We start from the raw sequence: 15,622 nt of genomic DNA, 5'->3' as shown, positions 1-15,622 counted from the left end.
TATCTTTGGCGACAAAACAGCTTACAACGGTATGAATATCGAGAATTTCCTCCAGCAGCAGGCGCAGGCCGCCGTGTCGGCCCTGTATGGCGCCGATGCGTTTCCCGTCCAGATACAGAAGACCCGCAAGGAGTTCGAAGGCGACTATACGCTGGTCGTCTTCCCCCTGCTCAAGACCAGCCGCAAGGGTCCCGAGCAGACCGGCACCGAAATCGGGCAGTGGCTCGTGGACAATGTGGCGGAGATCGCCGCGTTCAACGTTATCAAGGGATTCCTGAACCTCTCGCTTTCGGGAGCGTTCTGGGGGGATCGGTTCGCCGAGATCGCGGCGGACGAACGCTTCGGGTTCGCCGGGCCGACCGGCCGCACGATCATGGTGGAGTATTCGTCGCCCAATACCAACAAACCGCTCCATCTGGGGCATATCCGCAACAACCTGCTGGGATATTCCGTGGCGCAGATTCTGGCTGCCAACGGCCACCGGGTGCTGAAGGTCAATCTGGTGAACGACCGGGGCATTCATATCTGCAAGAGCATGCTGGCCTGGAAACTCTTCGGCGGCGGGGAGACACCCGCTTCGAGCGGCATGAAGGGGGACCATCTGGTGGGGAAATACTATGTCGAGTTCGACAAGCACTATAAGGCCGAAGTGAAGGAGCTCGTGGCCGGCGGCATGGACGAGGAGGAGGCCAAGCACAAGGCTCCCCTGATGCGGCAGGCGCAGGAGATGCTGCGCAAATGGGAGGCCAAAGACCCGGAAGTGTACGGTCTGTGGCAGACGATGAACGGCTGGGTGTACGACGGGTTCGACGTGACCTACAAGGCGCTGGGCGTCGATTTCGACAAGGTGTATTACGAGTCGCAGACCTATCTGCTGGGCAAGAGCCTCGTGGAGGACGGCCTGCGGCGCGGTATCTTTTTCCGCAAGGAGGACGGGTCGGTGTGGATCGACCTCGGGGCGGACGGCCTCGACCAGAAGCTGTTGCTGCGCGGCGACGGTACTTCGGTTTACATGACCCAGGACCTGGGGACGGCCCTCAGCCGTTTCGAGGAGAACAAGCTCGACGAGATGATCTACGTGGTGGGTAACGAACAGAATTACCATTTCCAGGTGCTCAAGCTGATCCTCTCCAAATTGGGATACGACTGGGCCGATCACATCTTCCACCTCTCCTACGGGATGGTGGAGCTGCCCGAGGGAAAGATGAAGTCGCGCGAGGGGACTGTGGTGGATGCCGACGACCTGATCGCGGACATGGTGGCCACGGCCCGCGAGATGTCGCAGGAGCTGGGCAAGCTCGACGGGTGCTCCGCCGGGGAGGCCGACGCGATCAGCCGCATGGTGGGGCTCGGGGCGCTGAAGTATTTCATCCTGAAAGTCGATCCGCGCAAGACGATGCTTTTCGATCCCCGCGAGTCGATCGACTTCAACGGCAATACGGGACCTTTTATCCAGTACACGCATGCACGTATCCGCTCCATTCTGCGCAAGGCGGCCGAAGGGGGCATCGACTATGCCCGGGGCGACGTGAAAGGCGTGGAGTACCTGCCCGAGGAGATCACGCTGATCAAACAGATGGCCGATTTTCCCGCCGTGGTGCGTGCCGCGGGAGAGAGCTTCTCTCCCGCGCTGATCGCTGCTTACGTCTACGATCTGGCCAAAGCCTACAACAGTTACTATCACGACCATTCGATTCTCCGGGAGGAGAGGGACGCCGTCCGCAAAATGCGCCTGCGCCTTTGCGAAGAGGTGGCCCGCATCATCGCCACAGGCATGAAACTGCTGGGTATCGAAGTGCCGGAGCGCATGTAGCGCCGGGGCGGAATCCCGAACTTTTCGAGGCAGCTATTCGTTAACCGAATGGCTGCTTTTTGCTTCTGATTTATCGGAATTGTTAAAATATATTAATAAAAAATGAAATTAACAGAAATTTTATACCGGTTCTCGAATTAATTTATATATTAATTTGATATATTTGTCTGCATACCCCTGCATGCTTCGATTGTCTTCTCCCGGATCGGAGATGAAAATGACCGGGCCTCGAAGTGGGGATTATAAGTCGTATTGTTTGCCAAACTTAATACGGATGCTTATGAAGAAATCTATTACGCTGCTTCTCGTGTTCTGTTGCCTGCTTTCGTTGCCGTGTACGGTGACGGCATCGGGTGCGGATTCCCGGCAGGGAGAGATGCGGGATTTGAAGGGAGTCGTGGTCGATCAGCAGGGTACCCCTCTGATAGGCGTTTCAGTCGTGATCAAAGGTAAGTCGGGCGGCGGTGTGGCCACCGGTGTGAACGGTCAGTTCTCTATCCGGATACCCCGTGAAGGTGCCACCCTGCTCTTTTCGTTTATCGGCATGGAGCCCAAGACCGTGGCGGTCACGACGCAGACCACGCTGAGGGTCCAGATGAAGGAGTCGAGCGAGTCGATCGAAGAGATCACGATCGTAGGTGCCTATGGAACGATTCAGAAACGGTCGGAGATGGTCGGAAGCGCCTATCAGGTCAATGCCGACAAGCTGAAGAATCTGCCGGCCGCGCGGATCGACAAGATGCTCGAGGGACTTGTTCCCGGGTTCAATATCGAGGCTCAGAACGATTACGGGGGTGCCCGGTCGCGCTATAACCTGCGTATCCGGGGCAACACGTCGCTCAGTGCCGGCAACGAACCGCTTTGGATCGTCGACGGAGTTCCCATCTACACGGGAGACGACAACAACGCCGTTACGGGTGTACAGACTTCGGTGAGCCCGCTGTCGTACATCGACCCGGCGGACATTGAGTCCATCACCGTGCTCAAGGATGCGACGGAGACTTCGATCTACGGGGCCAACGGCTCCTCCGGCATCATTCTCGTGACGACCAAACAGGGCAAGGCGGGAGCCCCTACGCTGAACGTCTCCCTGAAATACGGCGTTTCGCTGGTGGACAAAAGCACCCGGTACAAGATTCTCAACGGGCCGGAGTATATGATGCTGGCCCGCGAGGCATGGGCCAATGCCGGATACGATTCGCGGGAATTTCCATTCCAGGACAACGATTTCAATACCTATTCCGCCACGAATACCGACTGGTACGATCTGTTTTTCGACGTGGGGCAGACCGTACAGGCGAACGTTTCGATGACCGGGGGAAATGACCGGATGCGGAATTATCTGGGCGTGAACTATTTCCGGGAAACCACCGCGCTCGAGGGAAACAGTGCCGACCGTATTTCGGCCCGTTTCGGGACGTCGTACAAACTTTCCAAACGGTTTACGTTCGATTTGAAGTCGAACATGTCTTACAACATCAACAACATTTTTTCGCTCGACAGGGACTATTACACGTTCAAACCGATCGTATCCCCCTACAACGAAGACGGCACCTACCGCCTGAAGAACAAGGAGTATACGGCCATCACGCTCGCTCCGGGCGATATAGACCCCTGGACCAACCTGCCGGTGACGTCGCGGACCACCGTCTATTGGCCGCAGGAGTATAATTTCTTCAACTCGCTGGCCGAGCGGGACGAGAATACCAACCGGCAGCGTACGTTCAACACGATCAGTTCGGCGGCCCTCAAGTACGAGTTCATTCCCGGACTGACCCTGTCGGCCTCCTTCGGCGTGCACTATATCGGCACGTACGAGGATATTTACCAAGCCCGCACCAACCTTTCCGGAATAAGCTACAAGAGGGCGGACAAGGAGGAGGATCCGGAGCGCAAGATGGTGCACACGCCGGTCGGCTACTCCCGGCGTAGCCAGGCCAATTTCCTGAACTGGATCAACAACGAACAGCTCAATTACCAGAAACGTTTCGGGAAGCACCTCCTCTCCGGGCTGGCCGGGTTCGAAATGACCAGCACGCAGCGCCAGTCTCTGGAAGCCACAGGCAACGGCTATCCCAACGACGAAATCCAGGAGGTGAACTATGCCTCCACGCGCAACGGCGGCAGCAACTCTTCCGTTTCGCGGAAAATGTCCTACATGTTCCAGGTCAAATACGCCTACGACAACCGCTATTTCCTGACGGCCAATTTCCGTTCGGACGGAACATCCGATTTCGACGAGTTCTCGCAGTGGACCAATTTCGCTTCCGCCGGCGTGTCGTGGAACGTTCACCGGGAGAAGTTTTTCAACGTGGATTTTATCAACCAACTGAAGTTGAGGGTTTCGTACGGATCGGCCGGAAACTCGAAGATCAGCAGCGCCATCTCCCGGGGGGTCTATACCACGAGTCTGACGAGCGGTTACAATGGAGAACTGGGGTCCAGGATTTCGGAGATCGCCAATCCGGGCATCGGTTGGGAGATTACCGACAAATTCAATCTGGGGTTGGATATCGGTCTGTTCGACCGCCTGAACATCAGCCTCGACTATTATAACAACATCACCCGCGATCTGATCAGCCAGCTTTATGTCTCCCGTATTATCGGCCAGAGCCGGGTGTACCGGAATGCCGGGAAAATGCGCAATATGGGTGTCGAACTCACGCTGGACTACCATGTTATCAGACAGAAGGATTGGGACTGGACGCTTTCCGCCAACCTCTCCCACAACCGGAACAAGATTCTCAAGCTGAACGACGACGGCCGTATGGTCAGTTTCGGAAATACCGCGTGGGTGGAAGGCGAGGATATGGATGCCCATATGCTGATCCGGTGGGCCGGGGTCGATCCCCGCGACGGAGCTCCGCTCTGGTACGACAAGAACGGAAACGTCACGCGGGTGTACAGCTACGACAACCGGGTGCCGTATAAAACCAAACGGCCGACGATCTACGGAGGGTTCAGCACGATGCTCCGCTGGAAAGACCTTTCGCTTTCGGCGTTCTTCAACTATTCGGTGGGGGGATATGCCAACAGCAGCCTCGCCAGCAGCGGGATGACCGACGGCCGGGATATCGTGAGCCAGAACCAGGCCGTGGAGATGCTGGACCGGTGGCAGTACCCCGGGCAGTTGGCGGCCAATCCCGTGAACATCGCCAATCTTTCGAGATACACCGCCAGTTACAACACCCGTTTCCTGTACAGCAAAACCTATCTGAGGCTTTCCAATCTGGCGCTGAGTTACAATCTGCCGGACCGGTTCTGTTCCCGGGTGGGTATCAAGGGAGCCGCCGTATCGTTCATCGGGAACAATCTTTTCCTGTGGACTCCGAGGGATTACGCCAACCGGAACAGCTACAAGACGCTGATGCAGTCGTATCCTCAGGAGAGATCGTTTATGCTGGGAATAGACCTGTCGTTCTAATTTAAGAGTAGGAATGAGTATGAAAATCATCGGAAAAATAAGCATATTGTCTCTGGCGCTCGTGCTGGCCGCCAGTTGCGATTTCCTGAACGTGAAACAGTTGGGTAGGAACGACATTCCCAAGTTCTTTTCCAACGTGGAGGGACTCCGGTCCGCCAATCTGGGCCTCTACCGTCTGTTCTACAACTTCTACAACGCCGAATATATGAAATATTCGGAGGTGGCGGCCGACATGGTCTCCCTCTCTGCCACCGCCACCGACATGAGGGATCAGTACGATTACACGTCGAATCCCAGTCAGGAGACGGGGGCCGTGGGACGTATCTGGTCGGACGGGTACGAATTGCTTTCGAATGTAAACCATCTGCTCTACTACGCTCCCGAACTGAAGACGGATTTCCCTGCCAGTGCCGAAGAGGTCGACCGGATCATGGCACAGGCGCTCTTTTTCCGGGCGATCACGCATCTGTTCATCTGCAATGCCTATGCGCAGCCGTATAACTATACGGCGGATGCCTCGCATCTGGGCATCGCTGTCGTGAACACCATCCCGTTGGTCAATGACCGTATTCTTCGCTCTCCGATCCGGGATGTGTACAAGCAGATCGTCGATGACCTGAACGAGGCGATACGCCTGTTCGGCAATTCGGCCGCGACCGACAAGTACACCGTTTCCGCACTGACCTGCAAGGCGCTTCTCGCCCGTGTCTATCTCTATATGGAGGATTGGGGAAATGCCCGGGATTACGCTTCCGAGGTGATTCAGGCCAAGTCGCTGACCCCGGCCGACCAGTATGCGGAGATGTTCGTGCAGGAGGTCGCCTCGGACGAGTCCGTGTTCCGCCTGAACGGAGACCAGATCTCCAGCCGGGGACTGAGGTCGTTCTACGAAGCCGAAGAGCAGAATGTCATGGCTTCCGGGAAGTTCCTGCAAGAGATGAATGAAAGTGACGAGAACGATGTCCGCAGGCAGCTGCTCGACGGGACTGATTTGCTCAAGTACGACTACGGCCCCGACTATGATCCTACGGCCGACGAAGAGGACCTGTTCTACTCCCCGATCGTACTGCGTGTGTCCGAAATGTACCTGATTCGCGCCGAAGCCTATTGCCGGCTGAACGAAGCGTCGCTCGCCGCTGCCGACCTGAAGGAGATCATCGCCCGGGCGGAGAATACGGAGACCGGCCGGGTGACATTGCCGGGCAGCGCGGATCAGCTTCTCGATGTTGTCAAACGGCAGCGTATTCTGGAACTGAGCCTGGAAGGGGTCCGTTTCTTCGATATCGTCCGTTACAAGGAGAATCTGGAGCGGGATGCGAAAACCACTTCCGTCGTCCGGCGGCTGAACTATCCCAACGACAAGTTCGTCCTTCCGCTCAGCAGTATCGAGGTGGAGGTCAATATCGGGATACAGCAGAATCCGGGTTATTAATCGAATCAAAGCAGAAATTATGAATAGGAAGACAGTTTTTGGAATATGGCTCTGCGTATTGGGAGCGATGTTGTGTTCTTGTGAGAAGCACGAGGTGATTTTCGATCATCCGTTTATCTATATCACCGACAATTCCACCAATACCACTTCGAGTGCCGAGGTCGACAGCGAGGGAAGTTTCGAGACGACGTATGCCGTGATTCTCAGCTCCAGGACGCTGGAAAGCGAACTGCTGGTGAATTACGACCTGGAACCGGGCAACGGCCTGCAGGAGGGAGTGGATTACGAGTTGCTCAGTCCCAAACAGCTGGTGTTTCCCGTGGGTCTCTACGTGAATGTGATCCACATCCGCTGGCTGCCCCGCCGGGTGGACGACTCCGTGGATGCCGGCGGCAGGCCTGTCAAGGACAATAGCGTGAAAATCGTGCTCAAAAGCAACAGCATGAATTTTACGATGGGTTATCCGGGACCGGACAAACTCAACAGCTATTATACGATTACCAAGGTGAATATGTAGACCCAATAAAATCCGTTGAAGATGAAAAATTGGTTGAAGTTATGCACGGTTGCGGGTTGTGCCATGTTCATGGCCGCTTGCGTTTCCGACAAGTCCGTCGATGGACGCGGGAGTGGCGACTACAAGGCTGAAATCACTTCGTTCGGTTTTTATGCCGAGGATAACGCGGGTGTGCTCGTGTTGGATTACGAGGGCGAGATCACCGGACGCGATATCGTGGTCGCTCTTCCGGAGAGTGTGGACAAAACGCAGCTCAAAGCCCGGTTTACGGTTTCGGACGGCGATATAGTCAGCGTCGGGGACGAAATTTTCGAAAGCGGGAGCACGGTGTACGATTACTCCTCGCCTGTCGACATGCTGGTTTCCGATTCCGAATCCAAATACGCCCAGGTTTTCAGCGTGAATATCACGAAGCCGGTCAACAAGGTGTGGACACACGTAGGTACGCTGAAGGCCGAGGAAAACGAGTTCACCCGGTCCGATTTCAAGATGAAACTCAATCCGGTCGATCAGTTGCCCTATTTGGTCTATTGCGTGACCGAAACGGCCAGCGATGAGGACAAACTGGCCTTCGCCAAATGGGACGGTTCCGAATTCGTCCGGATCGGGGAGGAGGCTTTTTCGACCGAAGTGGGCGGAGCCGTCGATCTGGAGTTCGATACGAAGGGTACACCGTTCGTGCTGTATGCAGACAGAGGAGCTTCCGTGTCGAATGCTCCGACCGTGATGACGTATGACGGTTCCGCCTGGAAGGTGGTCGGAACGTCGGGATTCATCCCTTATGCGGTCAATACTTCGCACGGAGCTCTTGCAGTCGATGCAACGGGCCGGATAGTCGTCGTGACTACCGGAAACGGACGTAATACGGAATATTACCGACTGGCTACGCTTTCCTCCTATTCGGGCAGCGGATGGACTTCCGGTGTCATTCCGAACCGTCCGACGACCTATACGTCGACCTACTACCAGAAAGCCAGACGATTCGGGGAAAGTGTCTATATCGGGGTCGCCAATGTCGGCACGGGCGGATTTTATTCCCTGTACAAGTGGACGAACGGAAGTGTCTCCACCTTGGTCGAGAGCGGACTGACCAATTCTTCGGCTACCAACTGGAACGATCTTGCGATTGATTTCGCGGACGACGGTACGATGTATTTCCTCTCTTCCCAGCAGGTGGACGGAGCTTACCTGTTCCAGGTGTACACCTATAAAGATGGAGAGGACAGCGCTCCCCGTCCGTTCGGCGCCTCGGTTCCGACCACTCGTTTCGGTGCCCATACCATGGCGCTGGACAGGGATGGCGTGCCCTATATCGTGTACACCCTGGGAAGCAGCGGTGCGAGGTATCTCCAGGTCGTCAGCTACGACAGGGAGCAGCGCAAATGGCTCGATCCGGTCACGGTGGATGTGGATAACGAGATCGCTTCCGAGGGCCTTTTCATTGCGTTCGATGACGAGAATGTAGGTTATCTCGGTGCGATGGGGTATGTCAAACCGTATGAATTCCGGTTATATAAATTGTTGGAAGTGGAAAGCGATACTGAATAGAATTCCGGAGAGGAAAAAAACAGACAAGGCTGTCTTTTTTAGAGACAGCCTTGTCTGTTTGAATCCGGAGGGACGGATGTGTTTTGATGAAAACGTTCGGTCCTCCGGCAACCGGGGACATGAATTTATCCGTAGATCTCCTTGCGGCCTGCCTTGAGTGTGTTTTTCATCAGCGAGATGATCGTCATGGGGCCTACGCCGCCCGGCACCGGCGTGATGTAGCTGCATTTGGGTGCCACTTCGTCGAATTTGACGTCGCCCAGCAACTTCCAGCCGCTCTTGGTCTTGTCGCTCGGGACGCGGGTGATGCCCACGTCGATCACCACGGCGCCGGGTTTGATCATGTCGGCTGTGACGAATTCCGCCTTGCCCAGCGCGGCGATCACGATGTCGCCCGAGGCGACCACCTCTTTCAGGTTTTTCGTCCGGCTGTGGCAGATCGTGACCGTGCAGTCCCATCCTTTCTGCGAGAGCAGGTTGGCGATGGGCCGGCCTACGATGTTGCTGCGTCCGATCACTACGCAGTGCTTGCCCGCCGTCTCGATCTTATAGTACCGGAGCAGGGAGAGAATGCCGTCCGGCGTGGCGGGAAGATAGGAGGGGAGGCCCGATACCATGCGGCCCGTATTGACCGGATGGAAACCGTCCACATCCTTGCGGGGGTCGATCGCTTCGATCACGGCCTGTTCCGAAATATGTCCGGGCAGAGGAAGCTGTACGATGAACCCGTCCACTTCCGGATCGCGGTTGAGCCGGTCGATTTCGGCGAGCAGCTGTTCCTGCGAGGTCTCCTCCGGCAGACGCAACACGGTGGAGCGGAAACCCACTTCCGCGCAGCATTTTTCCTTGTGTCCCACATAGGTCTGGCTGGCTCCGTCGTTTCCGACCAGTACGGCTACCAGATAGGGCGCTTTCGCCCCTTTTGCGGTCATGTCCGCCACCTCTGCGGCGATCTCCTTGCGCAGGCTGGCTGCGACTTCTTTTCCGTCTATGATTGTCATGTTTCCGTTTGGGATTACGTTAGTTTGCCAGGTAATATGCGATGGATGTGATGCCGGCTGCGGCGCAGTACAGGGCGAACCAGATCAGTTTGCCCCGCTTGACGATTCCGATCATGAAGCGGCATGCCAGATAGCCGACGACGAAAGAGGCGACGAATCCGGCGATGAGCGCCCCGGGGCCGAGACCTCCTCCGGCCGAGGCGAACTCGCCGTCCAGTAACTGCAGAAAGGTCTCCCCGATGATCGGCAGCAGCACCATCAGAAAAGAGAATTGGGCCACGCTCTCCTTGCGGTCGCCCAAAAGCAGGCCCGTGGCGATCGTCGTGCCCGAGCGGGAGAGGCCCGGCATGGCCGCACAGGCCTGACCCAGCCCGATGATGAAGGCGTCCCGGTAGGAGATTTTCTCCTTTTGACGGGGCTTATAGAAGTGGGTGAGAGCCAGCAGCACGGCCGTCAGCAGCAGCATGGCGCCGACGACGGCCAGAATGTACGGCGAGGAGAGCATTTCGTTGATCCGGTCCTTGCATGCGAATCCGACGATGCCGATGGGAATCATCGACAGCAGGATTTTCAGTACGTAGGCCATGTCGTCGTTGTAGCGTGTCGAGAAAAATCCGCGGGCCAGCCGGGCGATCTCCTGCCGGAATACGACGATGGTGCTCAGCACGGTGGCTGCATGAAGCGTGACGTCGAACGACAGGTTGTCGGGTATGGTCACGCCCAGTATCTCTTTGGCGATCTGCAGGTGCCCGCTGCTGCTGACCGGCAGGAACTCGGTCAGTCCCTGCACGGTGCCCAGCACGATCGCTTCCCATATGTCCATAGGCTATTCGTGTTTGGTTTTGTTATCCCGTTTCATGATGGCGTAGATCTCGAATGCGAAGCCGCCCAGCACGAGAATCGGGGCCAGCGTGATGCGCCGGAAACTGAACATGTCGTAGTTGAACTGGTCGGGCGAGGGGCTCGCGCCGCCCACCATCAGGATAAAGCCGAGGACGATGATCCCGAAACCGATCAGCATCAGTTTGTAATTGGCCGGGCCGAGTGCCATACGGGCCTCTTTTTCGGGAACGGCCTCCGCGGTCGTGTTTTTGGTCTTTTTCATATCGGTATGCCTGGTTTAATACATGTGGATGCGCCCGGGGGGCATTTTGATGAATTTGTTGACGGCGAAGGTCGTGAAAAGCAGCGAAATCGCTACTCCGCCCGCCAGCATGCCGCCCATGATGACGGCGATCTGGAACCGTTCGGCCACGAAGCGCACTTCCGGGATTCCCTCGCTCAGCCCGGCGACCATGCCCGCGAACATCAGCGAGGCGATGATGCCCGCGTAGATGCCCTGCAGGATGCCCGATCCGAGGAACGGCTTGAGGATGAACCAACGGGTCGCCCCGACCAGTTTCATGGTGTTGATGATGTAGCGCTTGGAGTAGATCGTCACGCGGATCGTGTTGTTGAGCAGGATCAGCGAGATGAACAGCAGCGTGCCGCCGAACAGCAGCAGGATCAGGTTGAACTTGTTGATGTTGGAGGTGATCTGTTCGATCACGTTGCGCTGATAGACCACTTCATCCACGCCGGGCCACTGCATGATCTGCGTTTCGAGCGCCCGTACGGTCTCCTTCTCCGAAGAGCGCGCGTTGAGGCTCACCTCGAAGGAGTCGGGCAGCGGGTTCTGCCGGAGGAATTCCACGAAATCGGTGCCGGCGTACTCCCTGAACTCTTCGGCAGCCTCCGCCTTGGAGACGAAGACGGCTTCGCGCACGGCGTTTTGCTTCAGCAGATTGGTCTTGATCGCCGCGGTCTGTTCGTCGGTGACGTCCGAACGCAGCATGACATAGACCGTTACGTTCTCCTTCATCCGCTGGGTCGCCAGCATGGCGTTCAGGATCAGATAGCCGACCGTTCCGAGCAGGAACAGCACCAGGGCGATGCTGACCGTGGAGACGATGTACGAATTGCGTACTTTGCGTTTGAGTCTTTTGTTGCTGTCGTGGGCCATGTTTTATCGCTGTTTAGAGTCGCGGAGAAAGTCCTCTTCGTTTCCCGGGGCGACCGTTCCCGCCGTCTGCCTCCGTTTGCGGACGATGGTCCAGCCGGCGGCTGCGGCCACTCCCGCAAAGATCAGTAACGAGAAGACCAGCGTAATATTGGAGAGCAGGTCGAAGTTCGGTGCCCGGAAACTGAATACCACCGTGTGCTCGCCTGCCGGGAGCACCATGGCCCGCAACAGGTAGTCGGCCCGGAAATAATCGGCCGGCCGGCCGTCGAGCGTCACCGTCCAGCCCTTGTCGTAGTAGATCTCGGAGAAGACGGCCAGGCCTTTCGCTCCGCTTCGGTAGGTGTAGGTCAGCCGGTTCGGACGGTAGTCGGTCAGCGTGATCGTGGCTGCGGAGTCGGCCGTGAGCCGCGTGCCTTCCAGCTCCTTTTCCACCTGCGGCCTGAACCGGATGTCCGCTACGGCCGTGGTTTTTGTGTCGAGGCTGTCCAATGCGGCGATCTCTTCGTCCGCAGTGGCGGCCCATTCGATGTCCGAGACGAACCAGGCAGCGCCGTTGGCCTCCGGATTGGACTGCACGGAGGGTCTCCCGTCCTGGCCGGGCACGATGAAGTATTTCGTGTTGAGCATGTTGTAGACCTCTCCGTGCATCTGCGACAGATGGCGGTCGATCAGGTCCTGGTAACGCTGTAGTTTGGCGCCGTGGTAACCGCCCACCGAACGGTGGAAGTAGGATGTGGTGGCATCGTTGAACGGGCTGACCGTGAAGTTGGCCACGCGATAGCCGGGCGTCGTGTCGGCCAGTATCTGCAGATCGGCCTCCGTGGGTTTAATCTCGGTCTTGCGGGGCTCCACGAACTTGCTCTGGGGCAGGTAGCGCAGGTTGACCGGGACGAGATCGGCGCAGACCAGCACGGCGAGAATGGCCACGAGCCATCCTCTGCGCAGTTTGCCGAGGGCATAGACGAGCATCGTGCCGCCCGTGAGCAGGACGAACAGCAGCGAGCGGAGCGAATCGGCCCGCAGCATGTCGGCCCTCTCCTGCACGATGGCGGCGGTCAGCTCCCCGGCCACTTTTTCATTGTTTCCCGCCATCTGCATCATCATGCCGTAGGTGTTCTCCTCGCCGAAGCGGAAGAGCGAACCTCCTCCGAGGGCGAAAAGCAGGGCGAGACCGCCCGTGACGATAAGCGTGTATTTGATGGCTTTCAGCATCCGGGGCCGTTCGATCTCCTGGTTCCAGAGTTTGCCCAACAGCAGGGCGGCGACGAAGGGAACGCTCCATTCGGCGATCACGAGGATCATCGACACCGTGCGGAACTTGTTGTAACCGGGAAAGTAGTGGAAAAAGAGCTCCGTGAACCACATCATGTTCCTGCCCCAGCTCAACAGCAGGGCCAGCACGGTGATCGCCACGATCCACCATTTGCACCGTCCCCGAAGCAGGAAAAGGCCCAGCACGCAGAGGAAGATGATTACGGCGCCGATATAGGTCGGCCCTGCGGTGATTGGCTGGTCGCCCCAGTAGCCGGGAAGCTGGGCGGCCAGACTGCGGGCGCCGTATTTCGAGAGCGTCTGCGCTACGGGGCCGTCGTCCGAAAATCCCCGGTCGGAAGCCCCGCCCATCAGGTCGGGGATGAAGAGGTTGAAGCTCTCCGCCTTTCCGTAGCTCCACGCCGTGGCATAGTCGAGATCGAGGCCCGAACCCTGTTTCTTGGGAGCCGATTCGCTGCCCGACTGGGTCAGTTCCGTGCCTCCCCGGATCGTGTCGCCGGAGTGCTGCTGCACGTACCACAGCGGGGCGAGGTTGGAACCTGCGGCCAGTACGGCCGCCAGCGCCAGCAGTCCCGTGGCTTTGGCGAAACGGGGCAGCGTTTTCTGCCGGAAGGACCCGATCGCCTCGTTGATCCAGAAGGCGATCAGCACCAGCAGGAAATAGTAGGTAATCTGGGGGTGGTTGGCGGCCAGCTCCACCGAGGCGAAAAGGGCCGTGAGCGCCGCTCCGAGCCACATGTTGCGGCGGTAGGTGTAGAATACGGCCCCCACCATCATCGGCGCCCAGGCGAGCGCCACCATTTTCGTGATGTGTCCTGCTCCGATGATGATGAAGAAATAGGTCGAAAGTCCGTATGCCAGCGAGGGGACGATCCCGATCCACGGATTGATGCCGCACAGCAGGAGCATGACGAAGAATCCCGTCATGGCGATGAAGATCAGGCAGGCGGGGTCGCCCAGAAAGTTCATCGCCTCGGAGGCGTACTTGACCAGCGTCGTGGGGTAACGTACCGCGATCAGATAGGCCGGCATGCCGCCGAACATGTTGCCCGTCCACTGGGGGTCGGTGCCGTATTTTTCCTTGTAGTCGAGAATGTCCTTGCTCATGCCCTGGTACTGGGTCACGTCGTGCATCTGAAGCTGTTTGCCCTCGTACTGCGGGGCGAAATAGAGCATGTCGAGCGCGATGAAGAGCCCCAGCGCCGTCAGATAGGGGAGCAGGCGCATGAATATTTTCCGGTTGTTCATTCCTTAAACGAAGCGGTTTTTAATGTTGCAAAGTAATAAAAAATAGTCGAGATATCGGAAACTATCCGTAAATTTGCCTTACATTTGTTGCTTCGAAAACCGTAGAATGGCGACACTCGATTCGATACGTGAACCCGTGGCGGCGGAACTGTCGGCCTACGAGGAGTATCTGCGCGATGCTCTCCGCAGTCCGAACGCCTATGTGTCGTCGGTGCTGAACTATATTTTCGGTACGCGGGGCAAGGGTATCCGCCCCCTGCTGGTCATGCTCTCCGGGGCCCTGCACCGGGGAACGGAGCCGATCGGGGAGCGGAGTTTCCTGGCGGCCATGCTGATCGAGATGCTGCATACGGCGTCGCTCGTCCACGACGACGTGGTGGACGAGGCCTATGTGCGGCGCAGCAAGCCTGCGGTCAACGCCTTGTGGCGTTCGCGCACTTCCGTGTTGATCGGCGACTATATTTTCGCCCGGAGTTTTTCCGTCGGACTGGAACGCGGAGCGACCGATATCGTAACTTTTATTACAAAGTCGATCGGGCAGGTCTGCGAAGGCGAGCTCACTCAGAGCCAGCAGAGCGACCGGCTGGAGATGACCCGGGAGATCTATCTGGACATTATCTATAAGAAAACGGCCACGCTGATCGGGGCCAGCAGCGGATCGGGTGCGCTGGCTGTGGGAGCCTCCGCGGAGGAGGTGGAGCGGATGAAGACGTTCGGGGACCATCTGGGAATTGCTTTCCAGATCAAGGATGACATACTGGACTACGCCCTCTCCTCCCAGACGGGCAAGCCGGCCTGCGGCGACCTGAGGGAACGCAAGATCACGCTGCCTCTGCTCACCGTTCTGGAGTCCGTCTCCGATAGGGAGCGGCGGCATCTGATTGCCAAGCTCTCCGATATCCGGCGCCGTCCGCAGAATGTGGATTATCTGCGCGACGCGGTGGTCGCGGGCCGGGGACTGGAGCGGTCGGCCGAGGTCATGGGCGACTATCTCGACCGTGCCCGTGCGTTGCTCGGCGGCTATCCCGACTCTCCCTGCCGCCGTTCGTTGCTGAGCCTGTGCGATTATATCGCCGAGCGGGAGAAATGATTCCGTCGCGGCTCGGTCAGCGCCGGCAGCCGCAGGGTTTCGGTTTCTTTTCCGTCTCCTGTTCCGTTTTTTTCTTTTCGTCGTCCGTATCCCCTACGGTCTCCTTAAATTCTTCGGATTGATCCCTGAGCTGGTCTTCCGCATCGGTGAAGTCCAGTTTGTCGTCGTAAAAATTGTCTATGTCTGCCATGTCGAACGATTTTTGAAAGTCGTGCGGGTCGCCGTACGGCGGTTTCCCCTGCTCTCTTCCGCAAGGTTCGTACCAGTTTCGCATC

Annotated in this window: 12 protein-coding genes; 6 read left to right on the top strand and 6 right to left on the bottom strand. The window is 57.6% G+C overall.

What is annotated here, in order from left to right:
• Window positions 1–31 precede the first annotated feature (31 nt).
• The 5 genes from argS (at window position 32) to INF32_RS09975 (ending at window position 8,734) form a co-directional block, all read left to right on the top strand.
• Complete coding sequence (argS, locus tag INF32_RS09995) at window positions 32–1,813, top strand: arginine--tRNA ligase (RefSeq protein ID WP_226388262.1); 1,782 nt, start codon at window positions 32–34, stop codon at window positions 1,811–1,813.
• 280 nt (window positions 1,814–2,093) lie between these two features.
• Window positions 2,094–5,237, top strand: coding sequence for a SusC/RagA family TonB-linked outer membrane protein (locus tag INF32_RS09990; protein ID WP_226388261.1), 3,144 nt, complete (start codon window positions 2,094–2,096; stop codon window positions 5,235–5,237).
• A 19-nt stretch (window positions 5,238–5,256) separates the two neighbouring features.
• Window positions 5,257–6,669, top strand: coding sequence for a RagB/SusD family nutrient uptake outer membrane protein (locus INF32_RS09985; RefSeq protein WP_226388260.1), 1,413 nt, complete (start codon window positions 5,257–5,259; stop codon window positions 6,667–6,669).
• 19 nt (window positions 6,670–6,688) lie between these two features.
• Window positions 6,689–7,186 carry a hypothetical protein gene (locus INF32_RS09980; protein WP_226388259.1) on the top strand — a complete coding sequence of 166 codons (498 nt, stop codon included), beginning with the start codon at window positions 6,689–6,691 and terminating at the stop codon, window positions 7,184–7,186.
• A gap of 21 nt (window positions 7,187–7,207) precedes the next feature.
• Window positions 7,208–8,734 carry a hypothetical protein gene (locus tag INF32_RS09975; protein ID WP_226388258.1) on the top strand — a complete coding sequence of 509 codons (1,527 nt, stop codon included), beginning with the start codon at window positions 7,208–7,210 and terminating at the stop codon, window positions 8,732–8,734.
• A 125-nt stretch (window positions 8,735–8,859) separates the two neighbouring features.
• Here the strand turns inward: INF32_RS09975 and folD are convergent, their stop codons facing one another.
• Genes folD through INF32_RS09950 form a run of 5 tightly spaced genes read right to left on the bottom strand, consistent with a single transcriptional unit; the run spans window position 8,860 to window position 14,257 of the window.
• On the bottom strand, window positions 8,860–9,735 hold the full coding sequence (folD, locus tag INF32_RS09970) for a bifunctional methylenetetrahydrofolate dehydrogenase/methenyltetrahydrofolate cyclohydrolase FolD (protein ID WP_226388257.1): 876 nt from the start codon (window positions 9,733–9,735) through the stop codon (window positions 8,860–8,862).
• Window positions 9,736–9,754: 19 nt separating this feature from the next.
• Window positions 9,755–10,558 (bottom strand): undecaprenyl-diphosphate phosphatase, encoded by an 804-nt coding sequence (locus INF32_RS09965; protein WP_226388256.1) that lies wholly within the window; start codon window positions 10,556–10,558, stop codon window positions 9,755–9,757.
• Between the two features lie 3 nt (window positions 10,559–10,561).
• A complete protein-coding gene (locus tag INF32_RS09960) occupies window positions 10,562–10,840 on the bottom strand; it encodes a DUF3098 domain-containing protein (protein WP_226388255.1) in 279 nt (92 codons plus the stop codon).
• Window positions 10,841–10,855: 15 nt separating this feature from the next.
• Window positions 10,856–11,737 (bottom strand): cell division protein FtsX, encoded by an 882-nt coding sequence (locus INF32_RS09955; protein WP_226388254.1) that lies wholly within the window; start codon window positions 11,735–11,737, stop codon window positions 10,856–10,858.
• 3 nt (window positions 11,738–11,740) lie between these two features.
• On the bottom strand, window positions 11,741–14,257 hold the full coding sequence (locus tag INF32_RS09950; RefSeq protein ID WP_226388253.1) for a YfhO family protein: 2,517 nt from the start codon (window positions 14,255–14,257) through the stop codon (window positions 11,741–11,743).
• 106 nt (window positions 14,258–14,363) lie between these two features.
• On the opposite strand from INF32_RS09950, the gene INF32_RS09945 reads away from it, so the two are divergent.
• On the top strand, window positions 14,364–15,347 hold the full coding sequence (locus tag INF32_RS09945; RefSeq protein ID WP_226388252.1) for a polyprenyl synthetase family protein: 984 nt from the start codon (window positions 14,364–14,366) through the stop codon (window positions 15,345–15,347).
• Window positions 15,348–15,363: 16 nt separating this feature from the next.
• Here INF32_RS09945 and INF32_RS09940 read toward each other — a convergent pair whose 3' ends face one another.
• On the bottom strand, window positions 15,364–15,537 hold the full coding sequence (locus INF32_RS09940) for a hypothetical protein (protein ID WP_226388251.1): 174 nt from the start codon (window positions 15,535–15,537) through the stop codon (window positions 15,364–15,366).
• Window positions 15,538–15,622: the final 85 nt, after the last annotated feature.

This window comes from Gallalistipes aquisgranensis, from assembly GCF_014982715.1.
In the GTDB taxonomy this organism is placed as follows: domain Bacteria; phylum Bacteroidota; class Bacteroidia; order Bacteroidales; family Rikenellaceae; genus Gallalistipes; species Gallalistipes aquisgranensis.
Note: the sequence above shows the minus strand (reverse complement) of the source record. Positions and strands in the feature narration are given on the sequence as shown.

What these genes read in the sequence shown, in the direction of transcription:
- INF32_RS09990 (WP_226388261.1), top strand. Translation starts at nt 2,094, where the DNA reads ATGAAGAAATCTATTACGCTGCTTCTCGTGTTCTGTTGCCTGCTTTCG.
- INF32_RS09975 (WP_226388258.1), top strand. Translation starts at nt 7,208, where the DNA reads ATGAAAAATTGGTTGAAGTTATGCACGGTTGCGGGTTGTGCCATGTTC.
- INF32_RS09980 (WP_226388259.1), top strand. Translation starts at nt 6,689, where the DNA reads ATGAATAGGAAGACAGTTTTTGGAATATGGCTCTGCGTATTGGGAGCG.
- INF32_RS09955 (WP_226388254.1), bottom strand. Translation starts at nt 11,737, where the DNA reads ATGGCCCACGACAGCAACAAAAGACTCAAACGCAAAGTACGCAATTCG.
- INF32_RS09985 (WP_226388260.1), top strand. Translation starts at nt 5,257, where the DNA reads ATGAAAATCATCGGAAAAATAAGCATATTGTCTCTGGCGCTCGTGCTG.
- INF32_RS09965 (WP_226388256.1), bottom strand. Translation starts at nt 10,558, where the DNA reads ATGGACATATGGGAAGCGATCGTGCTGGGCACCGTGCAGGGACTGACC.
- INF32_RS09950 (WP_226388253.1), bottom strand. Translation starts at nt 14,257, where the DNA reads ATGAACAACCGGAAAATATTCATGCGCCTGCTCCCCTATCTGACGGCG.
- folD (WP_226388257.1), bottom strand. Translation starts at nt 9,735, where the DNA reads ATGACAATCATAGACGGAAAAGAAGTCGCAGCCAGCCTGCGCAAGGAG.
- INF32_RS09945 (WP_226388252.1), top strand. Translation starts at nt 14,364, where the DNA reads ATGGCGACACTCGATTCGATACGTGAACCCGTGGCGGCGGAACTGTCG.
- argS (WP_226388262.1), top strand. Translation starts at nt 32, where the DNA reads ATGAATATCGAGAATTTCCTCCAGCAGCAGGCGCAGGCCGCCGTGTCG.
- INF32_RS09960 (WP_226388255.1), bottom strand. Translation starts at nt 10,840, where the DNA reads ATGAAAAAGACCAAAAACACGACCGCGGAGGCCGTTCCCGAAAAAGAG.
- INF32_RS09940 (WP_226388251.1), bottom strand. Translation starts at nt 15,537, where the DNA reads ATGGCAGACATAGACAATTTTTACGACGACAAACTGGACTTCACCGAT.